23 protein-coding genes and 1 riboswitch are annotated in these 20,242 nt (G+C 49.1%); of the genes, 22 read left to right on the top strand and 1 reads right to left on the bottom strand.

The genetic code is table 11. The features are described from left to right. Window positions 1-417: 417 nt before the first annotated feature. The 7 genes from spoIIR (at window position 418) to glyA (ending at window position 6,108) form a co-directional block, all read left to right on the top strand. Complete coding sequence (gene spoIIR, locus IEY34_RS33070) at window positions 418-1,140, top strand: stage II sporulation protein R (protein ID WP_189020077.1); 723 nt, start codon at window positions 418-420, stop codon at window positions 1,138-1,140. Window positions 1,141-1,178: 38 nt separating this feature from the next. Then, window positions 1,179-2,240, top strand: coding sequence for an L-threonylcarbamoyladenylate synthase (locus IEY34_RS33065; RefSeq protein WP_189020083.1), 1,062 nt, complete (start codon window positions 1,179-1,181; stop codon window positions 2,238-2,240). Window positions 2,241-2,303: 63 nt separating this feature from the next. Further along, window positions 2,304-2,864, top strand: a complete 561-nt coding sequence (locus IEY34_RS33060; protein ID WP_189020075.1) for a manganese efflux pump MntP — start codon at window positions 2,304-2,306, stop codon at window positions 2,862-2,864. A gap of 40 nt (window positions 2,865-2,904) precedes the next feature. Next, complete coding sequence (locus IEY34_RS33055; RefSeq protein ID WP_189020073.1) at window positions 2,905-3,477, top strand: low molecular weight protein arginine phosphatase; 573 nt, start codon at window positions 2,905-2,907, stop codon at window positions 3,475-3,477. A 58-nt stretch (window positions 3,478-3,535) separates the two neighbouring features. Further along, a riboswitch (ZMP/ZTP riboswitch) is annotated at window positions 3,536-3,616 on the top strand. A gap of 102 nt (window positions 3,617-3,718) precedes the next feature. Continuing rightward, window positions 3,719-4,177 carry a ribose 5-phosphate isomerase B gene (gene rpiB, locus IEY34_RS33050; RefSeq protein WP_189020071.1) on the top strand — a complete coding sequence of 153 codons (459 nt, stop codon included), beginning with the start codon at window positions 3,719-3,721 and terminating at the stop codon, window positions 4,175-4,177. Window positions 4,178-4,191: 14 nt separating this feature from the next. Next, window positions 4,192-4,797: a TIGR01440 family protein gene (locus tag IEY34_RS33045; RefSeq protein ID WP_189020069.1), complete on the top strand. Its 606-nt coding sequence runs from the start codon at window positions 4,192-4,194 to the stop codon at window positions 4,795-4,797. Between the two features lie 60 nt (window positions 4,798-4,857). Continuing rightward, window positions 4,858-6,108, top strand: coding sequence for a serine hydroxymethyltransferase (gene glyA / locus IEY34_RS33040; protein ID WP_189020067.1), 1,251 nt, complete (start codon window positions 4,858-4,860; stop codon window positions 6,106-6,108). A 77-nt stretch (window positions 6,109-6,185) separates the two neighbouring features. On the opposite strand, the gene IEY34_RS33035 is transcribed toward glyA, so the two are convergent. After that, a complete protein-coding gene (locus IEY34_RS33035; protein WP_189020065.1) occupies window positions 6,186-7,346 on the bottom strand; it encodes a helix-turn-helix domain-containing protein in 1,161 nt (386 codons plus the stop codon). Window positions 7,347-7,627: 281 nt separating this feature from the next. On the opposite strand from IEY34_RS33035, the gene IEY34_RS33030 reads away from it, so the two are divergent. The 15 genes from IEY34_RS33030 to atpG all read left to right on the top strand — a co-directional run bounded on the left by IEY34_RS33030 (window position 7,628) and on the right by atpG (window position 20,234). Next, a complete protein-coding gene (locus IEY34_RS33030) occupies window positions 7,628-8,932 on the top strand; it encodes an NtaA/DmoA family FMN-dependent monooxygenase (protein ID WP_189020063.1) in 1,305 nt (434 codons plus the stop codon). Between the two features lie 3 nt (window positions 8,933-8,935). Further along, the gene (locus IEY34_RS33025; RefSeq protein WP_189020061.1) at window positions 8,936-10,297 is read left to right on the top strand and encodes an LLM class flavin-dependent oxidoreductase; all 1,362 of its coding nucleotides are present in this window, start codon (window positions 8,936-8,938) and stop codon (window positions 10,295-10,297) included. Between the two features lie 27 nt (window positions 10,298-10,324). Next, a complete protein-coding gene (locus tag IEY34_RS33020) occupies window positions 10,325-11,218 on the top strand; it encodes a transporter substrate-binding domain-containing protein (protein WP_189020059.1) in 894 nt (297 codons plus the stop codon). Between the two features lie 21 nt (window positions 11,219-11,239). After that, window positions 11,240-11,926: an amino acid ABC transporter permease gene (locus IEY34_RS33015; protein ID WP_189020057.1), complete on the top strand. Its 687-nt coding sequence runs from the start codon at window positions 11,240-11,242 to the stop codon at window positions 11,924-11,926. A 20-nt stretch (window positions 11,927-11,946) separates the two neighbouring features. After that, window positions 11,947-12,660, top strand: a complete 714-nt coding sequence (locus IEY34_RS33010) for an amino acid ABC transporter permease (protein WP_229757957.1) — start codon at window positions 11,947-11,949, stop codon at window positions 12,658-12,660. A gap of 184 nt (window positions 12,661-12,844) precedes the next feature. After that, the gene (gene upp / locus IEY34_RS33005) at window positions 12,845-13,474 is read left to right on the top strand and encodes a uracil phosphoribosyltransferase (protein ID WP_189020056.1); all 630 of its coding nucleotides are present in this window, start codon (window positions 12,845-12,847) and stop codon (window positions 13,472-13,474) included. A gap of 138 nt (window positions 13,475-13,612) precedes the next feature. Next, window positions 13,613-14,749 carry a non-hydrolyzing UDP-N-acetylglucosamine 2-epimerase gene (wecB, locus tag IEY34_RS33000; RefSeq protein ID WP_189020054.1) on the top strand — a complete coding sequence of 379 codons (1,137 nt, stop codon included), beginning with the start codon at window positions 13,613-13,615 and terminating at the stop codon, window positions 14,747-14,749. 223 nt (window positions 14,750-14,972) lie between these two features. Further along, entirely contained in the window at window positions 14,973-15,194 is a 222-nt protein-coding gene (locus IEY34_RS32995; protein WP_189020052.1) for an AtpZ/AtpI family protein, read from the top strand. Next, window positions 15,194-15,574, top strand: a complete 381-nt coding sequence (locus IEY34_RS32990) for an ATP synthase subunit I (protein ID WP_189020050.1) — start codon at window positions 15,194-15,196, stop codon at window positions 15,572-15,574. The genes IEY34_RS32995 and IEY34_RS32990 overlap by 1 nt, the downstream gene beginning before the upstream one ends. 33 nt (window positions 15,575-15,607) lie before the next feature. Next, window positions 15,608-16,306, top strand: a complete 699-nt coding sequence (gene atpB, locus IEY34_RS32985) for a F0F1 ATP synthase subunit A (protein ID WP_189020048.1) — start codon at window positions 15,608-15,610, stop codon at window positions 16,304-16,306. 76 nt (window positions 16,307-16,382) lie between these two features. Then, window positions 16,383-16,607 (top strand): F0F1 ATP synthase subunit C, encoded by a 225-nt coding sequence (gene atpE, locus IEY34_RS32980; RefSeq protein ID WP_028556930.1) that lies wholly within the window; start codon window positions 16,383-16,385, stop codon window positions 16,605-16,607. 78 nt (window positions 16,608-16,685) lie between these two features. Then, window positions 16,686-17,171, top strand: a complete 486-nt coding sequence (gene atpF, locus IEY34_RS32975) for a F0F1 ATP synthase subunit B (RefSeq protein WP_189020046.1) — start codon at window positions 16,686-16,688, stop codon at window positions 17,169-17,171. Next, window positions 17,168-17,701: a F0F1 ATP synthase subunit delta gene (locus IEY34_RS32970; protein WP_173226298.1), complete on the top strand. Its 534-nt coding sequence runs from the start codon at window positions 17,168-17,170 to the stop codon at window positions 17,699-17,701. Before atpF ends, IEY34_RS32970 begins: the two co-directional genes overlap by 4 nt. A 32-nt stretch (window positions 17,702-17,733) precedes the next feature. Then, window positions 17,734-19,248 (top strand): F0F1 ATP synthase subunit alpha, encoded by a 1,515-nt coding sequence (gene atpA / locus IEY34_RS32965; protein WP_065854482.1) that lies wholly within the window; start codon window positions 17,734-17,736, stop codon window positions 19,246-19,248. A gap of 128 nt (window positions 19,249-19,376) precedes the next feature. Beyond that, entirely contained in the window at window positions 19,377-20,234 is an 858-nt protein-coding gene (atpG, locus tag IEY34_RS32960) for an ATP synthase F1 subunit gamma (RefSeq protein ID WP_189020044.1), read from the top strand. The last annotated feature ends 8 nt before the right edge of the window (window positions 20,235-20,242 follow it).

Raw genomic sequence — 20,242 nt, 5'->3', positions numbered from 1 at the left:
TAAATATAAACCTTATTATAAATTTTTTTGAATTTCCTCCTAGTCGGCATGTGCTCCGTAAAGGTGAATCAGCCGCTAAGGAGCACAATGCCTTATCATGTCATATATTTTGCAAAGCTTCTGGGATAAACCAGCTAGAAGTACTTAAATTAAGAAATTAAGGCTGTTTTTCAGCGTTATAATAGCAGCGAATTAAGAAAAGGCCACTTTTACGCTGAAAAACAACCTTACGATTGGGATAAAACCAGCTAGAAGTACTTAAACTGAGAAGTTAAAGGTTATTTTCCCTCTTCAGCCCATCCTGCGTCTCTCAACCCAACTCTATTATTTTTACAATTTTCATAGATTACTAGGTTTAGCCTCTTCTCTTTTTGCCCATACTGGTTGGTAGAAGCGAAGGGAAAGGGGCTTTTTCTAATGGTAAAAAGAACGGAACGGCCATCATTCAAACATTTATTATTCGTAGCTTTTGCACTTATTGTGATGATTACATGTTGGGAATCCAATCGGACGAATGCGGCGGTTATCGCGCCTACTATACCGGAAGAATCCATCCGTTTGCGTATTCTAGCAAACTCGGATTCTGCCCAGGATCAAGCCCTAAAACGCGAGATTCGCGACGCGATTATAGCTCGTATGGAGACTTGGGTCGTCGGTCCGCAATCGCTAGATGAAGCAAGAGCCGTAGTCAATGCGCACTTGGCTGAATTTGATACGCTTGTTGGACAGATGATAGAAGCACGCGGCTACACATACTCCCATACGGTGGAATTAGGGAAAGTTCCTTTTCCAACGAAAATGTACGGCAACCAAGTCTATCCGGCAGGTGAATATGAGGCGCTGCGGGTTACGATTGGCAGTGGGGAAGGACAGAACTGGTGGTGTGTGCTGTTCCCGCCATTATGCTTCGTAGATTCCGTTTCCGGAGAAGCGGTAGCATCAGCAGCTGTTGTAGCTAAGACAGAAGTGGATACCAAAGCCGCCGCGACCCCTGCAGTTAAGGCCGCATCAACAGCCAAAGCTAGCAGCGCTCCGCAAGTGAAAGCTGAGGCGCAGCCATCAGTGGCTGCCGCCGCACAACCGGAAGTAAAGTTTTTCGTCTGGGAAATGATCAAAAAGATTGCTTCTTGGTTTAGTTGAAATTGAATTTAGGGAAGTAAGGATGATAGAGCGTGACAATGTATTGGAAAGTGGAACCGGGTTCGGGCACCGATAGAATCAGCAGCTTGGCGGAAGCCGCAATGCTTCTGCGAGAGGGTGAAACGGTAGCCTTCCCGACGGAGACGGTCTATGGACTTGGCGCAGATGCTACGAACACGGAAGCTGTGGAGCGTATTTTCAAGGCCAAGGGAAGACCTTCGGATAACCCGCTGATTGTCCACATCGCTGATAGGACGCAGCTTTCAGGGCTAGTGGAGATGGAAAGTGTCACCTTAGATCACCAGCGGCTTATGGATGTTTTCTGGCCAGGACCGCTAACCATTGTGCTGCCTGTGCGAACAGGCGGCATTTCGCCGTTGGTAACGGCTGGCCTTGCTACGGTGGGGATACGTATACCGGATCATCCTGTTGCTTTGGAGCTTCTGCGTGAAGCCGGGCTGCCGATCGCGGCTCCTAGCGCCAATAGCTCAGGACGTCCCAGTCCGACTTTGGCGGAGCATGTCAGAGACGATTTGGACGGACGCATTGGCGGTCTTATGGACGGTGGCGCAACGGGTGTGGGCGTGGAGTCCACCGTGATTCAGCTGGCGGACGGTGAACTGTATATTCTTCGTCCCGGGGGCGTAACCGCGGAGCAACTGCGGTCGGTACTTCCGAATCTGCGAATGCATGAACCGGAACGGGAAGATGTTGAAGCTTCAGAAACGCCGCGAGCTCCGGGAATGAAGTACACGCATTATGCGCCGCAAGGCTTTATGCACATTGTGCAGGGGGATAAGGCTGAAGCTGTGATGGCTTGGATTCAGCAAGATATTCGGGCTGCCCGAGCACGAGGCGAATCCACAGGTGTGCTTACTTTCGAAGAGAGAGCCTCGCAGTATGACGCTGATCTGGTTATTGCTTGCGGGTCGTTGTCCGAACCGGCATCGATTGCCCATGGCCTGTATGCGGCGTTAAGACAATTCGATCAACAAGGCATAGCTTACATTGCGGCAGAAGGCTGCCCCGAAGTCGGAATTGGCCTCGCCATTATGAATCGTCTGCGCAAAGCAGCCGGTCATAGGCTTGTACGTGTTTAGCTAGCATGATTCCCTGTTTGTCCGCATATCTTGGGAGAGAAAGCGGACAAGGGGGATAGCACGATGCACGTATCTGGTGTGGAATTGGGACAGCTAGTCACGATTATTATTATGGCGATCGCTCTCGGTCTGGATGCTTTTTCTTTGGGCATAGGCATTGGCATGAAAGGGATTCGTTTGCTGGATATTTTGAAAATTAGCCTCGTGATCGGACTTTTTCACATTATCATGCCTCTGATGGGGATGTTCATGGGACAATATGTCTCGTTGCTCCTTGGTAATGTAGCTACTGCGGCCGGGGGATGCCTGCTTATTTTACTAGGCTCACATATGGTGTATAGTTCGATTCGTGGAGAAGAGGCGACCTCCTTTGATCATAGAACGTTATGGGGGTTAATGATTTTCTCGCTTAGTGTCAGTATAGATTCGTTCTCCGTTGGGGTATCGCTGGGCATGTTTGCTACGGATATTGTACTGACAGTACTTATCTTCGGTCTCTTTGGCGGACTGCTATCGATTGCAGGCTTACTGGTTGGCAGACGGGTGAGCGGCTGGGTTGGTGAGTATGGTGAAGCTTTCGGCGGGCTGATTTTATTGGCGTTTGGGATCAAGTTTTTGCTATGATACAATGAAGATATAGAAGCTTTAAGGGAGGGATTTCAAGTTGCGAATTCTATTTGTATGTACAGGAAATACGTGCCGCAGTCCATTAGCAGAAGGTTTGCTGCGTATTCGGGTGCACCAAGAAGGGCTTGCGGCGGAGGTTCGTTCAGCAGGGGTATCGGCCATATCCGGAGGTCCTATTTCTCGGAACAGCGCATCGCTTCTGCAGGAAGCGGGCTTCAAGGATTCGCTGTCATCGCTAGCGATTCAGGAGTCGGAAGTACAGTGGGCCGACCTCATTTTAACCATGACCATGGGGCACAAAAGGACCGTCATTCAGCGGTTTCCAGATGCGATGGAGAAGACGTTTACGCTCAAAGAGTATGTGGAAGACGATGCTCGTGTTCGGCAAGCGATTGAAGAGAGAGAACGCCTCGTGACCGAGGTTCAGCTCAAGCAGGCTCTTTCGCAAGCTGTTTCTGTGGAGGAAAGAAGTCGGATCTACCAGCTCGAGCAGGATATCCCTGACTATGACATATCCGATCCGTTCGGCGGACCTCTAGAGGTTTATCGGCAAACGGCGGAAGAGATCAGCAGCAGCTTGGATAAATTGGTTAAGAAAATCCGCACTTAGGAAATGAGGATACATCTTTACACCTAAGCCGGAATGCGGTAAAATAAACGTATCAATCAAGACTCAATGTAACTGGCGACGAGTGGGGGCAACCACAATGGAGCATTGAGCTATACGGCCGGTCGCCTGGGCAAAAGAGCAACGCGCTTATTCTAGCGTGTCCGCTCTTTTTTTCGTTTTTAGCGCGCTTTGGGATATAATAGGATGGTCGAATTCGAAGAAGATGAGGAGCGTTCTATTCATGAAAATTGCCTTAGGTGCAGATCATGCAGGCTATCGTTTGAAAGATGTAATCATTCCTTTTATTGAATCATTGGGCCATCAGGTTATTGATTATGGCTGCAGCTGTGCAGATTCGGTGGATTATCCCGACTATGCGCTTCAAGTTTGTGAGCAAGTCGTTTCCGGCGGTGCCGATAAAGGAATTCTCATTTGCGGGACGGGCATCGGGATGTCGATCGCCGCGAATAAAGTGCCGGGTATCCGTTGTGCGCTTGTCCATGATCTATTCTCGGCGAAAGCAACGCGTGAGCATAATGACACGAATGTGCTTGCGTTAGGGGAACGCGTTATCGGCCCCGGCGTAGCCGAGGAAATCGTGAAAATCTGGTTGGAAACCGAGTTTTCCCAAGGTGTTCGCCACCAGAACCGCATTCATAAAGTGCAAAGCATCGAAGATCGCTTCACGGTTCAATCGTAGGAGCGGGCGCCATCATGACAGATTCCATACTTCACCATGTTGCTGAAGGTTTGGAAACGAATCTTCGAGAGTTGATCCAAGTAGGCAGTCTGCGGCCAGGGCATATTCTGGTCATCGGTACGAGCACGAGTGAAATTCTCGGTCATCGGATTGGCACGTCGGGCACGCTCGATGCGGCGAAGCCGATTTATGACACGGTGCAGCGCATTAGCCGCGAATTCGGGCTGCATGTTGCTTTTCAGTGCTGTGAGCATCTGAATCGTGCTCTCGTTATTGAAGAAGAGCTGTTGCTGCTAGCACCGCAGCTTGAGCCTGTATCCGTGATCCCGGTTCCCAAAGCCGGTGGCTCCATGGCCTCTTACGCCTATCGCCACTTTGCGAAGCCTGTGGTTGTAGAGACGATTCAGGCCCATGCCGGCATCGATATTGGCAGTACCCTGATTGGGATGCATCTGCGTCGTGTCGCTGTTCCTGCAAGGCCGCCCGTGCGGCATCTGGGTCATGCTTATGTGACCATGGCGTTTACACGGCCCAAACTTATCGGCGGTATCCGAGCTGTTTATTCGGCAGATACAGCTGAGCAGCTATACCAGACAGCCGCACCAGATGCGGATTGTTAACTTATTCCCTCGGTGAATGATGATTAAACAGATATGACTATTTTCTAGGAGGAATTTCCCATGACAAGTTTTCTGAACAAACAAGATCCGAAAATCGTAGAAGCAATGAACCTTGAGCTTGGCCGTCAACGCGACAAAATCGAGCTGATCGCTTCTGAGAACATCGTAAGCCAAGCCGTTCTTGAAGCAATGGGTACTGTACTTACGAACAAATATGCAGAAGGCTACCCTGGCAAAAGATACTATGGCGGCTGTGAGTACGTAGACATCGTGGAAGATATCGCTCGCGACCGTGCCAAAGAGCTTTTCGGTGCTGAACACGCGAACGTTCAACCGCACTCCGGCGCACAAGCGAACATGGCTGTTTACTTGGCAGCTCTGAACCCTGGGGACACGGTGCTTGGCATGAACTTGGCGCATGGCGGTCACTTGACGCATGGCAGCCCGGTGAATGCTTCCGGTATTCTTTACAACTTCGTCGCTTACGGCGTAAGCGAAAAAGATTTCCGCATCGACTACGACGATGTTCGCAAAGCGGCATTCAAACATAAGCCTCGCATGCTTGTAGCTGGCGCAAGTGCTTACCCGCGCACGATTGATTTCGAAGCTCTGGCATCCATTGCTAACGATGTAGGCGCATTGTTCTTCGTCGATATGGCGCATATCGCAGGTCTGGTTGCTGCTGGTTTGCACCCGAACCCAGTGCCGCATGCGCATTTCGTTACAACAACAACGCACAAAACGCTTCGCGGACCACGTGGTGGTATGATTCTGACGCGCAAAGCTTGGGCAGCAGCGATTGATAAAGCGGTATTCCCTGGTTCCCAAGGCGGTCCTTTGATGCACACAATCGCAGCGAAAGCTGTTTCCTTCGGTGAAGCTTTGCAGCCGGATTTCAAAGTATACGGTCAAAATGTGATCAACAATGCACAAGCATTGGCGACAGCTCTTACAGCTGAAGGCATCAACCTAGTTTCCGGCGGTACAGATAACCACTTGATGTTGATCGACCTTCGCAGCCTGAACATCACGGGTAAAGATGCTGAGCACGTGCTTGACGAAATCGGAATTACAGCGAACAAGAATGCGATTCCTTTCGACCCGACTAGCCCGTTCATCACAAGCGGTATCCGTTTGGGTACACCAGCTGTAACGTCCCGTGGCATGGGTGAAGATGCGATGAAAACGATCGCCAAAGTTATCGGTCTTACCCTGAAAAACCCGAAAGACGAAGCTGTACTGGAAAAAGCTCGCGGTCTTGTGAAAGATTTGACGGCGCAATATCCGCTTTACCCAGGTTTGACTTACTAATCCTTAACTCATAAATGAGAAGCTGTCTTTAGGTAGATGATATCTGCTTGAAGGCAGCTTTTTTGTGTTTTTTCAACTTAATAATAATGATCCTGCTGCCAAGCGCCAGCGATCGGATGGACGGGAAGCGTCGGAAGCTTTAACTCCTGAGCGGCGATACGGAGATAGGCGATGTTATACGCAATATCTGTCTGCCGGGTCGAGTCAAAATAACTCAGACGAGTTAGATCCGATTGGTAGAGCGCCGCATCCCATCTAATCTGGGAAATGGAGCGGTGGATGACTTCTTCGGGAAATCCAGTTTCCAGGCTGAAGAATTTGGCTGCTTTGTTGGGCTGCTCCCGCATGAGCCGGTTCGCCAGCAGGTGGGCTTTCAAATAGGCAACGACCAAATCCTCATGGGCATGGGCCCAGCTTTCGTCAGCGACGACGCTTGCCATGAAACCAAGCCCAAGTTCTTTGTCAAAAATGGATTTGCCAACACGCTGATGATGCGCCAAGCTGAGGAACGGCTCCCACATAATCGAAGCGCTCAATTTGCCCTGGTGCAGGCTCTCCATGCTTTCTTCGATGGAACGATGAATAATGCTGAGCTCGGTCATATGGTAGGATTCGAGCATTTTCTTCAGTCGAAACTCCGCATTGGTGCGGAATGTTGTCGCAATGGGCAGTGTGGCTAGCTCGGAGATGTTTTTCAGGTTCAGGCTCGTAGGGACGACCATCCCGAACCCGTTGCCTTCCGCGGATTTGCCGCCAGCAGCGAGCAGAATGGGACGGAAGTCCGGCAGCAGCCGACTGATGGTATGGCTTACGGAGAGGGCGTAATCGCCGAAAGTAGCCAGATGAATGGTGCCGGCAATCATGCCTTTCACGAGCTCCATGCCATCCTTGGCTTGGTGCCATTTGATTTCGATCCGATTCTTGGGGCTGATGCGTCTTAATTCTTCTTCCAAAAGTCCAAACTCCTTGATGATGAGCGGGCTCCACATATGGGTTGAGACCGTCGTGTATCCGATGGTCAGGGTCTGGTTGGCAGTCAGGCTAGGAGTAGCTTGTCGAACCTGACCGAACTGTCTGTACCAGCGGACCACTTCGTTCTTGTCAAAATAGATTTCTTTCCCGATCTTCATACTGGGGAGTTGTTTGGTCTTCCGCCAGCGATCTATGGTTGAGCGGCTGACATCCAATTCATTCATGACTTCACTGATATGGATTAAATTAAATTGATCTTTGATCATGTGGGCAACCCTCCTAGCTGTCAAATGATGGGCATTTTCTTCAATTCTATTCATTCTTCTTTGATCTTTATCATTCAGTTGACGCCAAAAAGAGGGCGTGCTATTTTGTATTAAACCTAGTATATCGATATGAAATAAGGTATTTCAATCTTTTTATTAGAAATAAATAAAAAATAGCTGGCTGGACGACCGGAGGCTAAGAATTTCCCCCTTATAACAAGGTGGATTCTTAGCCTCTTGTTTGTGTCTGATGACAGAGAGGAAAGGTGTTGGGGACGCACATGGGGACAAGAAGAGGGCAGCTGCATCTGGCGTTGTCGGTACAGGGTGCCGGGTATTATCCGGGGAGTTGGCGTCATCCGGAAGTCAAAGCAAGGCAATTGCATGAACCGGACTATTTCTACCGTATCGCACAGCTGGCAGAGCGGGGGAAGCTCGATCTGTTATACCTGGATCGTACTTCCATTGCCGCGCAGCTTCGTGCCACCGGCACGGAGCCGGGGCTGCTGCTCGAGCCTTTTACTTTGCTGGGGGCGCTAGCGTCAGTGACTGCGCACATCGGGCTTGGCGCAGCGATATCGACTTCGGTGACGGAGCCGTTCGCGGCTGCCCGCCAATTGGCTGCGCTTGACCATCTGAGCGGTGGGCGAATAGCATGGCTGGCCAGCGCCACGGACTGGCAGGAGCCGCACCGCCGCTATGGCGGGCCGCCTGAGTTGTCGGCTGCCGAGCGTCAAGAGCGCCGTCAGGAATTCATTGAAGTCGCAGAGCGTCTATGGGACAGCTGGGAGGACGGCGCCGTTATCATTGATAAGGCGTCAGGCCGATACATCGACTCGGAGAAGGTGCATCTCATCCACCACACAGGTCCCTACTTCCGGGTGCGCGGTCCGCTAAGCATACCTAGACCGCCGCAAAGGTACCCTGTCCGACTTAGCCTGAGCCGAGAGCAGGGGGGCTTGAACAGCGATGATGCGGAGATTATTTTCAGTTCCAGGCCATCTATCAGGGCTGCTGCTGATTTCTATGCCAAGCTGGGTAAACAGCGGGAACTCTCCGGGCATTCGCCAGGCAGTATTAAAGTGCTGACGACGCTCTCGCCGATTCTCGGCAGGACGGAGGAGGAAGCGCGTCAGAAAGCGGTAGAATTGAGAGGTCTTGTTGATCCCCAAGCGGCGCTTGCGCTGCTGTCTGATTTGTTGGAGGTGGATTTGGCGGCCTATCCGCTGGATGACCCGCTGCCTGCGATCCCCGCCTTGACGGCAGCAATGGAAGCAGCGGAGATCACAGCTTCGACGCTGCGTGAACTTACGGGTAGTGTGCTGGAATTAACCGGTACCCATGTCTTTGTAGGAACACCGAAGCAGCTGGCAGATTGGATGGAGGCTTGGTATCAAGCGTACGGGAGCGATGGCTTTCATCTCCAGTTCCCGCTGCTTGAGAGCGGGCTTACGGCATTCGTCCAGCACGTTATTCCTGAGCTGCAGCGGCGCGGGCTTTTCCGAACAGCCTATACAGCGGCAACTCTGAGGGAGCAGGCAGGGCTAACATCGACAGATAACGAGCGAATCAGCAAGGGGGTTTAACGTATGGCAACAACCAAAAAACAACTGCACCTCGGCGTCTTCCTTCTCAATGCCGGTCAGCATACAGGCGGATGGCGCCACCCGGAAACGCAGGCAGAGCGGCTGTTGGATATTTCTTTTTATCAGGATTTCGCCAGGCTGTCTGAGCGGGGGAAATTCGATACGATTCTTATACTGGAACAGATCGCTATTGGAGAGCAGAACGAGAGAGTCGCGGAGGAACGTTCTATACCTACGCTGGATACGCTGACGCTGCTTTCCGTGATGGCTGCTGTTACGGAGCGGATTGGCCTGACGGCAACACTTTCTACTACGTATAACGATCCGTATCATGTAGCGGCCCGATTCGCCACGCTGGATCATCTGAGCGGCGGCCGTGCGGGCTGGAATATGGTGACTTCGCAGGACCCGCGCATCGCGTCCCAATTCAGCAAGGATGCCCATATGGATCATACGCTGAGGTATCAACGGGCGAATGAATTCGTCGAGGTGGCGATGAAACTCTGGGATAGCTGGGAAGTGGATGCGCTGGTTGCGAACCGGGAAGTGGGCATCTATCTCGATCCTGCCAAGGTGCATGATATCGAACACTCGGATACACATTTCTCCTTCAGCGGCAGCTCCTACATTCCCCGGCCGGTACAGGGTCATCCTGTGCTGTTCCAGGCAGGCTCATCGGGAAGCGGTCTCCAGTTTGCCGCCCGCAAAGCGGAGGTTGTTTTCACCGCGCAGGACAATTTGCATGATGCCCAGCGCTACTATGCGAACCTGAAGGGGATGCTGGAGCCTTATGGACGTGATGCAGAGAAGTTTCATATTTTGCCTGGACTGGCACCTATTCTTGGATCTACAGAACGTGAAGCCAAAGAACGGCAGGTTTATTTCAATGAACTCGTGCTGCCCGAAATCGCAGTACGGAACTTGTCCGGCACGATTGACGTCGATTTATCGTCGTATCCATTGGACGGCCCGTTCCCTTACTGGGAGATCGATGCCGAAGCCAACAACAGCAAGAAGAGCCGCTTGCAGCTATTGAAAGATTTGGGGCAGCGCGAGAAATGGACGGTTAGGCAAATGAGTCAGCACGTCATATCCGCTGGCGGCCACCATACTTTCGCTGGAACGCCGGAACAATTGGCTGATTTGATGGAATCATGGATCGATCAGGCTGCTTGCGACGGATTCACGATTATGCCTTCCCACTATCTTCAAGGGCTAGAGGAGTTCGTGGATCAAGTCATTCCGATTTTACAAAAAAGAGGCCGCTACCGCACCGAATACACAGGTCATACACTGCGTGAACATCTGGGTCTGACTTCCCCAGCCAATCGCTGGTCCAAGGTTCAGGCGTCTGCATCCCTATAAACACCATCTACTGAGGAGGAATCATCTATGAAACAACCACGCATTCATCTTATTCTGGCAGTCGTTCTAATTATTATTTTGGCAGGCTGCGCCAAATCGGCTACAACCAAAGAGGGGGCAGCCACCAATACGCCCGCGACGACCACAGCACCAACTGCCAAGGCAGCGCCCAAAGTTGTCAAAGCAGCACTAAACACGGTTCCGGTGCCATTATTCAGCTTTCTGGATGAGAAGAATCAGCCAGCCGGCTTCATCATCGATTATTTGAAGGAATTGGAGAAAAAGCTGCCTGAATATAAATTCGAGTTTGAATCGGTCGACAACGAAGGCCAATTGATCGGGACAGATACAGGCAAATATGCGTTTGCCGCTAATTTCTGGTTCAAGAATCCGGAACGGGAGAAAAAGTATTTGTACCCGCAGCAAGAGTTCGGCTATTCGATTACTGGTTTGGCGGTGAAACCAGATCGAAATGATATCAAAACACTGGATGATCTGGTCGGCAAGAAATTAGTGCCGATGAGCCCAGTATCAGGGTTCCGTTATATTCTGAAAGATTACAATCTGAAACACCCAGGCAAGGAAATCAAGATCGAGGATGTTGACAAGACGACGCCAGCAGACGACTTGAAGCTAGTGGAATCAGGTAAGTACGATGCGCATTTGCTGAACATCAACCATTTCGAAGATGCCGTGAAGAAGTTGAATTTGAACTTGAAGATTGGCGGTGTTATCTCCAAAGAGCCGGTATATTTCATTTTTAATAAAAATCAAACAGAACTTGCCCAGAAGGTAGATGCAGCAACGACAGAACTGATTAAGGACGGCAGTTTGTCGAAACTCTCGGAGAAATGGTTCAAAGTCGATGTATTCAAAAGCTTGGAGTTCGTGCAGCAGGGCTATAAGTTCCGTAAGGAATAACCTGAGAGGAGTGGGTCCGGAGTGGAAACAACGCTGAATTTGGTCCTGCGAATCGCTCAGAGATTGCCTGTCACGCTGACGATTCTGCTGGCCTCTCTCCTGTTTGGCTTATTGCTCGGGTTGGTGATTGCGCTCGCCCGTATTCAGAAGAACAAGTATCTGTATGGGCTGGCTACGATTTATTTATCTTTCATGCGGTGTACACCGACTATCGTTCAACTATTTCTCGTCTATTACGGACTGCCGCAGCTGCTGATTCTATTCGGAATTGACGTGAATAGCTGGAATAAAATGATTTTTGCCGTCATCACCTTCTCGCTGCACAGCTCGGCGTTCTTCTCCGAGGTCATTCGCTCTTCCTATCTAGCTGTAGGCAGCGGGCAGCAGGAGGCGGCCTACAGCATCGGCATGACTTACGGGCAGTCGCTTAGACGGATCATTTTACCCCAGGCATTCGGGATTGCGATTCCTAACCTGGGCAACAACGTCATTATTTTATTAAAAGAAACATCGCTGGCCTTCTCCATCGGCATCATTGACCTTATGGGTCAGGTGCAGATTATTCTGGGGAATAATTATGGCAAAAATACGTTTCAAGTGTATATCCTGGTCTCCCTGATCTACTGGATTATCAGCATTCTCATTGAGAGAGGGTTCCGGATCATGGAAAGAAACTATAAAAAAGGCCATATCAGTATTGCCGGATAAAGAGAAGGGAGGGGGCTGCTTTGGTCGAATTCAGTTTAGCTTTTGCCATCGAGAAATTCCCAGAGGTGTTGAAGGGCGTCCCGTCCATGCTGTTTGTCGCGATTATCTCGATGCTGCTGGGAACTTTGCTGGGCTCTGTAATCGCCTTGTGCCGCATATATAAAGTGCCTGTGCTGGATAAGGCGGGGGCTTTGTATGTCTCCTTCATACGTGGAACTCCCCTGTTGGTGCAGCTTTACGTAGTCTTCTACGGTACGCCGCTGCTCGTTGATATTCTCAATGAAAAGTGGGGATGGCACATTCCGCTGCAGGATATGTCGCCGCTAGCCATCGCTCTGCTTGCATTCACGATTAATTCAGCGGCTTATCAGTCAGAAGTGATTCGCGGGGCGCTGAGCAACATCGAAATTGGCCAGATGGAGGCCGCGCAGTCGATCGGGATGACGACGTCTCAGGCACTGATGCGGATTATTGCGCCGCAGGCATTCGTTACGGCACTTCCCAATTTGGGCAATATTTTTATTAATTTAATCAAAGGGACTTCGCTGGCCTTTGCGATCAAAGTGATTGAGGTCATGGCTCAAGCGAAGATTGTGGCGGGCGACGGTTATCGCTATTTGGAAATGTATTTTGATGCATCTATTGTTTATTGGGTTATCTGCTGGGGTTGTGAGCGGTTATTCCGCTGGCTGGAGACCCGGTATAGCCGTCATGAGAAACGAATAGCCGTATAAGCGGCAATAAAACGAACCGTCCGGGATTCTTGTGTCTCGGGACGGTTTTTCGCGCTGTCCGGGGATGGTTTGGTTTTTCAGAGGATAAGTTGGATAACATATGATATAATGGACGAGGTTTGTCGTACAATGACGCTAATTTTTGCAAAATACATAGAAAATGAAGCTATTTTAGGAGGAAATTATGGGGAAGTTATTTATTTGTGATCATCCGCTTATTCAGCATAAGCTTACCTATATTCGGGATGAGAATACGAAGACGAAGGATTTTAGAGAACTGGTTGATGAAGTTGCTACTTTAATGGTTTATGAAATTACGAGAGACCTGCCACTTGAGCATGTACAAGTGAAAACGCCTGTAACAACCGCAGATTGCCGAATTATTTCCGGAAGAATGTTAGGTTTAATTCCGATTCTACGAGCTGGTCTAGGTATGGTTGATGGCGTATTGAAGCTAATGCCTGCGGCCAAAGTGGGTCATGTTGGTCTTTACCGTGATCCTGACACGCTTCAGCCTGTCGAGTATTATGTGAAGCTGCCTACAGATGTGCTGGAACGTGAGTTGATCGTGATTGATCCTATGTTGGCGACCGGCGGTTCGGCCAATATGGCTATTGAAGTGCTCAAGCGCAGAGGTTGTACGCAAATGAAGCTGATGTGCTTGATCGCCGCACCGGAAGGAATCAAGGCCGTTCAACAAGAGCATCCTGACGTGGATATCTATGTAGCAGCTGTTGATGACTATTTAAATGATCATGGCTATATCGTACCAGGGCTCGGAGACGCGGGAGATCGTCTGTTCGGCACGAAGTAATTGGCAAAATGCTTACGAAGTGAACTTTCTGGCAGAAAGCTCAGTCAAAGCTTACGAAGTGAGCTTTCGTATGGAAAGCTTAGCTTATGCTTACGAAGAAAGCTTTGCTACGCAAAGCTCTAAGGGGAGAGAAAACCGATGAAACGTCTTAAAGTGATTACGATTTTCGGCACGAGACCCGAAGCGATTAAGATGGCTCCACTGATTTTGGAGCTGGAGAAGCACCCTGAGCATATTGAATCGCTTGTCTGTGTAACCGCACAGCATCGTCAGATGCTGGACCAGGTGCTGGAAATTTTCAAAATTACGCCTGACTTTGACCTCAATGTGATGAAGGATCGTCAAACGTTGAATGAGATTACAATGCGTGTGCTCCAAGGTTTGGAGCCGGTATTTCAAGAGGCGAAGCCCGATTTGATTCTGGTGCACGGCGATACTTTGACTACGTTCCTAGCGAGCTATGCAGCATTCATGCAGCAAATCCAAGTAGGACACGTGGAAGCGGGTCTTCGTACGTGGAACAAAATGTCGCCATACCCGGAGGAAATGAACCGTCAGCTAACAGGCGTTTTGGCGGATCTTCACTTCGCGCCAACACAGCAGTCCGCAGACAATCTGCGTAAGGAAAATAAATCCGAGTCGCAAATTTATGTGACGGGTAATACGGTAACGGATGTATTTAAATACACCGTTAAAGAGAACTTCAACCATCCTGTTCTGGAGTGGGCGGCAGGACGCAAGCTCATCTTGATGACGGCGCATCGCCGTGAAGCCCAAGGGGAGCCGCATCGCCAAATTTTCCGAGCTGTGAAGCGGATCGCTGATGAGTTCGACGATATTGCGATTGTTTATCCGGTGCATCCAAGCCCGGCGGTTAAAGAGCCTGCGCATGAGATTCTTGGGAATCACCCACGCATTAAGCTGGTAGAACCTTTCGACGCGAGTGAGTTCCATAACTTCTACCCGCATACCCATATGATCCTGACGGATTCGGGTGGGCTTCAAGAGGAAGCGCCGTCTTTTGGCGTGCCCGTTCTTGTTCTGCGTGACACAACGGAGCGTCCAGAAGGCATTCAAGCAGGCACGTTGGAGCTTGTCGGCACCGATGAGGAGAAAGTCTACGAGCGCGCTCGCGCACTGCTGACGGACCCCGAATTGTACAGCACAATGAGCCAAGCTGCCAATCCTTATGGGGATGGAAAAGCGTCCGAACGTATCGTGCAAGCGATTCTCCATCACTTCGGTAGGACCTCTGAACGGCCTGAAACATTCTAACCGTGACAAAATCATGACAAACGCTACAGCGTACAGTTCGACTGTTTGGTTTGGAAACTCGCAAACCCTAGAGCCGCAAGGCTCTGAGGGGTTTTGTGAGAAGTCACAAATGAAGTTCTGTCAATTGACAAACCTTGCATGGCTTCGATACAATGAATGAGGATTCGTAGCAGGATGTCTACGAAGCGGGTTTTCCCATGCGGAAAGCTCTCAGGAGGATGCGATGAAACGGCCAAATCCCAATGATAATCCATGGCGGGCAGTAGCCCTAACTAGTGCAATAGGTATCGACCTAGTAGTCTGTTTGGCAGCCGGGTATTTCTTCGGCGAGTGGTTGAGTCACACACTAGGGGGACAGCTCTGGTTGTTAGGTGGATTCTTGCTAGGGCTTGTAACCGGAATCATTAGCATTTACTTCATGATAAAGCAGTACGGAGGGCTATAATGGATGACTTTTCAGCCACTCTGAAAACGGTTCAAAATGTATTTCTTTTCTTTTTATCCTTTTGTTTGGCTGCATGGGCGCTTCTTGTCGATTACAGGATTTACATTGCCGGTATTATGCTTGGTTCGATTGCGAGTATGATCAGTGCAAGGTTTTTAGCCTGGAAGATTAACAAGCTGGCAGCAGCTGCGATAGAGCAGAGCGGGCGCAAGGTGACCCTGGGTTTCCTGACTAGGGCAGCAATCGCTGGGTTCGTAGGTTTGGTTGCCGTAAGGTATCCCGAACATGTTGCGTTATCTACAACGATCGTTGGATACTTTTTTGCTCAATTGGCAACACTCGTACTGGGTATTCTTTCTATTAGGAAGTCTAAGAAGTAATTCCATTCGATGAAAGGGGTGAAAATGGAAAACATGGAACATAAGGTACCAGAATTTGAGTGGTTAGGGTTTCATTTCGACGCATCTGCATTATTGATGATCGGAATTACCACACTTATCGTGCTTATCCTTGCGATCGCAGGGGCCAGCCGAGCATCTGTAACGAATCCTTCGAAATTGCAAAACTTCATGGAATGGACAATTGAGTTTGTAGAAGGCATTATCGGAAGCACGATTGGATCGAAGCACGGTAAAGGTTTTATCGCACTAGGTCTTACGCTCATTATGTATATCTTTATCGGCAACATGCTTGGTCTCCCTTTCTCGATTGTGACAGAAGATCACGTGTCATGGTGGAAATCGCCAACAGCTGATATTGCTGTTACAGGAGCACTTACGGTTATCGTAATTGTATTAAGTCACTATTTAGGGATTACTCGCAATACGAAGCATTACTTCGCGCATTACTTTGAGTTCAAAGGGGCAATGTTGATCCTTCATTTAATTGAAGTTGTATCCAAGCCGCTTACGCTCGCTTTCCGTCTTTACGGTAACATTTACGCAGGTGAAATTATGATATCTGTCATCATCGGAGCAGGCTGGTTTGGAATTGCACCTCTCTTTGTATGGCAGGGCTTCAGTGTGTTCGTTGGTGCGATTCAAGCCTTCGTATTCACGATGCTTACCATGGTTTATATCTCGCAAACATTGATTCACGAAGAAAAGCATTAAGAGAAAGACTTACCTCGGGAAGTCTCGAGTCACTTATACACAAAACAAACTTAAGAATTTGAGGGAGGATTTATCAATGGGAGCAATAGCATTAGTAGCAGCAGGTATCGTATTCGGTTTAGGAGCACTAGGTGCAGGTATTGGTAACGGTTTGATCGTAGGTCGCGCTTTGGAAGGTATTTCCCGTCAACCAGAACTTCGTGGTACGCTTCAAACAACAATGTTTATCGGGGTAGGTCTAGTAGAGGCAATGCCAGTCGTTGCATTGGTTCTTGCGTTCATCTTTATGGGAAAAGCTTAAGAAACCGCTTGGCGGGGATGGCCATAGTCGCCACCACGCCTTCGTTTTGCCCATGTTATCAGAAGGGAGTGACGTTACTTGCATATTGAATGGTCCACATTTTGGATTCAACTTATCTCGTTCTTAATTTTATATTTGTTGCTTTCTAAATTTGCGTTCGGTCCTCTGTTCGGAATGATGGAGAAACGCAGACAATTAGTGAAAGATCAAATTCAAACAGCTGAAGCGAGCCGCAAGCAAGCTGATCAACTGTTAGAGGAACAAAAGCAAGCGCTGCAACAAACTCGTAAGGAAGCTTACGATATCATTGAGCAAGCGAAGCATACTGGTTCCAAACAAGCTGATGATATTATTCATGCTGCTAGCGCAGAAGCTAACCGTCTGAAAGACGAAGCACTGAAGGATATCGAAAATGAGAAGAACAAAGCGGTTGCCGCTCTTCGCAGCCAAGTTGGCGCGATGTCCGTTCTGATCGCATCCAAAATTATTGAGAAACAAATCGATGAAAAGTCACAAGAAGAACTGGTTGAGCATTACCTCAAAGAGGTAGGAGGCAACGTATGAGTGACATCGTCGTAGCGAAGCGTTATGCCAAAGCTCTATTCGAAGTAGCGAAGGAACAAGGTATCATTTCCCAAGTTGAAGAAGAGCTAAAATCTGTAGCTAGTGCGATTAGGGATAATGCAGACTTGCAGAAGTTCCTGAACCATCCGAACATCGGGACTTCCGCGAAAACGGACCTGCTGAAGCAGATTTTCGAAGGCAAAGTTTCCGAACCGGTGTGGAACACGCTGCTGGTCTTGATTGATAAAGGAAGACAATCGATTCTTTCAGCTTTACTTAACGACTACGTTAAGGTAGCCAATGAAGCACTAGGACAAGCGAGTGCTGTTGTTTACTCCGCTATTGCGTTAACGGATGCTCAACAAGCTGAGATTGCTTCACATTTTAGCAAAGTAACAGGTAAAACGATTCGCGTTTCGAATGAAGTCGAGCCGAAATTGCTCGGTGGCGTTCAAGTGCGTATCGGTGATCGTTTATATGATGGAAGCTTGGCAGGCAAGTTGGATCGTTTGGCCAAAGCGTTAGTTTAACACAAGCACTGTAAGAATAGGGGTGAAGTTCGTTGAGTATCAAACCTGAAGAAATCAGCTCATTGATTAAACAACAGATTGCAAACTATAATTCCGATATCCAAGTGGTTGATGTAGGTACAGTCATTCAAGTTGGTGATGGTATCGCTCGTGCTCACGGCTTGGAAAGCGTAATGGCAGGCGAGCTGCTTGAGTTTCCAAGTGGCGTTCTGGGCTACGCGTTTAACCTGGAAGAAAGCAACGTAGGTATCGTTATTCTCGGACCTTACAAAGATATTCGTGAAGGCGACCAAGTAAAACGTACGGGCCGCATCATGGAAATCCCAGTAGGCGACGCGCTTCTCGGCCGTGTAGTTAACCCACTGGGTCAACCTGTCGATGGCAGAGGACCAATCGAAACAACTGGATTCCGTCCAATCGAATCCCCAGCACCAGGCGTTATGGCCCGTAAATCGGTACATGAGCCAATGCAAACAGGGATCAAAGCGATTGACGCGATGGTACCGGTTGGCCGTGGACAACGTGAGTTGCTCATCGGTGACCGTCAAACAGGTAAAACAGCGATCGCAATCGATGCGATCATCAACCAAAAAGGCAACGGTGTTAAATGTATCTACGTTGCAATTGGTCAAAAACAATCCACGGTTGTAGGCGTTGTTGAAACACTTCGTCACGCTGGCGCTTTGGATTACACAATCGTAGTAACAGCTTCTGCTTCCGAGCCTTCACCAATGCTTTGGTTGGCTCCATACGCAGGTTGCGCAATGGGTGAGTACTTCATGTACAAAGGCGAGCACGTGTTGATCGTCTATGATGACTTGTCCAAACAAGCGGCTGCTTACCGTGAGTTGTCCCTCTTGCTTCGTCGTCCACCGGGTCGTGAAGCTTATCCAGGGGATGTTTTCTACTTGCACTCCCGTCTTCTAGAGCGTGCTGCGAAATTGAATGATGAGCTGGGTGGCGGTTCCATGACGGCACTTCCTTTCATTGAAACACAAGCAGGCGATATCTCGGCCTACATTCCTACGAACGTAATTTCGATTACGGACGGACAAATCTTCTTAGAATCCGACTTGTTCTACTCAGGTCAGCGTCCAGCGGTTAACGTTGGTAACTCTGTATCCCGTGTAGGGGGCTCTGCACAAACGAAAGCGATGAAAAAAGTTGCCGGTACACTTCGTGTTGACTTGGCACAATATCGTGAGCTTGCTGCATTCGCTGCATTCGGATCTGACTTGGATAAAGCTACTCAATCGCGTTTGGACCGTGGTGTTCGTACGCTTGAAATTTTGAAACAAGGTGTTCACCAACCGATGTCTTTGGAAAAGCAAGTTGCTTCCCTTTACACGGTTGTTAAAGGGCACGTGGATGATCTTCCTGTTCAAGACGTAACGCGTTTTGAAGGTCAATTCTTGGCTTTCTTGGAATCGAATCGTCCAGAAATTCTACACAGCATTCGTGATACGAAGGACATCACTCCGGATAACGATAAAGCGCTAGTAGAAGCAATTGTTCAATTCAAAAAGAGCTTCGCAGCTTCTGTATAAATCATGATGACAGAGCTTCACGTTGAAGTGGAGCTCTACCTATCGTGTTAATCCTGGGCAGGCTGATCGCCTGAGTTCAGGTCTTCGAATGAAGGCTTTTCTAAGCCTCAAAAGAGAGGTGAGCAGGTATGGCAAAAGGAATGCGCGAGATTAAGCGCCAAATCAAGTCCACACAAAACACGAAACAAATTACGAGAGCGATGGAAATGGTCTCTGCAGCGAATTTGAGACGAGCACAACGTTCTGCGGAAGCAGCACGTCCTTACTCCGATAAGTTGAAAGAAGTCGTTCAAAGCATTGCAGCTGGAAGCAAAGGGATCAAACACCCGATGTTACAGTCACGCGAAGTGAAGAAGACGGGCTATTTAGTAATCACCTCGGATCGTGGATTGGCTGGAGGCTACAACGCTAACGTGTTGCGGAAGGTCATGACCGAGATTCGTGAAAACCATAAATCGACAGCTGAATATTCGATTTTTGTAATCGGACGTAAAGGTAGTAATTTCTTCCGCAAACGCAATATGCCAGTTGTAGAAGAAGTGACAGGGGTTCCGGATTCACCGAAATTCGCGGATATTAAACCTGTAGCTACTGCAGCAGTGAAGAACTTCGAGAACGGTACCTATGACCAGTTGTTCTTGGTATACAACCAATTCAAAAATGCGATTACCCAAGTTCCAACCATGATTCGCCTGCTTCCGATGGAAGAAGTTTCTGGCGTGGCTGCTGCTAGTTATGAGTATGAGCCGTCACCAGAAGGCGTACTGGAAGTATTGCTGCCTAAATATGCTGAAACGCTTATTTACAGTGCTGTATTGGAAGGTAAAGCAAGTGAGTTCGGTGCGAGAATGACCGCGATGAATTCCGCTACGAAGAATGCAACGAAAATGATCAGCGGCTACACATTAGCTTATAACCGTGCGCGTCAAGCCTCGATTACCCAGGAAATATCGGAGATCGTTGCCGGAGCGAACGCGAACGCATGATATTAAAG

It is taken from the genome of Paenibacillus marchantiophytorum, assembly GCF_014640555.1.
In the GTDB taxonomy this organism is placed as follows: Bacteria; Bacillota; Bacilli; order Paenibacillales; family NBRC-103111; genus Paenibacillus_E; species Paenibacillus_E marchantiophytorum.
Note: the sequence above shows the minus strand (reverse complement) of the source record. Positions and strands in the feature narration are given on the sequence as shown.

Excerpts from the sequence above, each read along its gene's own strand:
- IEY34_RS33020 (WP_189020059.1), top strand. The coding sequence starts at position 10,325 with ATGAAACAACCACGCATTCATCTTATTCTGGCAGTCGTTCTAATTATT.
- IEY34_RS33060 (WP_189020075.1), top strand. The coding sequence starts at position 2,304 with ATGCACGTATCTGGTGTGGAATTGGGACAGCTAGTCACGATTATTATT.
- spoIIR (WP_189020077.1), top strand. The coding sequence starts at position 418 with ATGGTAAAAAGAACGGAACGGCCATCATTCAAACATTTATTATTCGTA.
- atpG (WP_189020044.1), top strand. The coding sequence starts at position 19,377 with ATGGCAAAAGGAATGCGCGAGATTAAGCGCCAAATCAAGTCCACACAA.
- IEY34_RS32990 (WP_189020050.1), top strand. The coding sequence starts at position 15,194 with ATGGATGACTTTTCAGCCACTCTGAAAACGGTTCAAAATGTATTTCTT.
- IEY34_RS33025 (WP_189020061.1), top strand. The coding sequence starts at position 8,936 with ATGGCAACAACCAAAAAACAACTGCACCTCGGCGTCTTCCTTCTCAAT.
- IEY34_RS33035 (WP_189020065.1), bottom strand. The coding sequence starts at position 7,346 with ATGATCAAAGATCAATTTAATTTAATCCATATCAGTGAAGTCATGAAT.
- IEY34_RS33065 (WP_189020083.1), top strand. The coding sequence starts at position 1,179 with ATGTATTGGAAAGTGGAACCGGGTTCGGGCACCGATAGAATCAGCAGC.
- rpiB (WP_189020071.1), top strand. The coding sequence starts at position 3,719 with ATGAAAATTGCCTTAGGTGCAGATCATGCAGGCTATCGTTTGAAAGAT.
- IEY34_RS32995 (WP_189020052.1), top strand. The coding sequence starts at position 14,973 with ATGAAACGGCCAAATCCCAATGATAATCCATGGCGGGCAGTAGCCCTA.
- atpB (WP_189020048.1), top strand. The coding sequence starts at position 15,608 with ATGGAACATAAGGTACCAGAATTTGAGTGGTTAGGGTTTCATTTCGAC.
- wecB (WP_189020054.1), top strand. The coding sequence starts at position 13,613 with ATGAAACGTCTTAAAGTGATTACGATTTTCGGCACGAGACCCGAAGCG.
- glyA (WP_189020067.1), top strand. The coding sequence starts at position 4,858 with ATGACAAGTTTTCTGAACAAACAAGATCCGAAAATCGTAGAAGCAATG.
- atpE (WP_028556930.1), top strand. The coding sequence starts at position 16,383 with ATGGGAGCAATAGCATTAGTAGCAGCAGGTATCGTATTCGGTTTAGGA.
- IEY34_RS33045 (WP_189020069.1), top strand. The coding sequence starts at position 4,192 with ATGACAGATTCCATACTTCACCATGTTGCTGAAGGTTTGGAAACGAAT.
- IEY34_RS32970 (WP_173226298.1), top strand. The coding sequence starts at position 17,168 with ATGAGTGACATCGTCGTAGCGAAGCGTTATGCCAAAGCTCTATTCGAA.
- upp (WP_189020056.1), top strand. The coding sequence starts at position 12,845 with ATGGGGAAGTTATTTATTTGTGATCATCCGCTTATTCAGCATAAGCTT.
- IEY34_RS33030 (WP_189020063.1), top strand. The coding sequence starts at position 7,628 with ATGGGGACAAGAAGAGGGCAGCTGCATCTGGCGTTGTCGGTACAGGGT.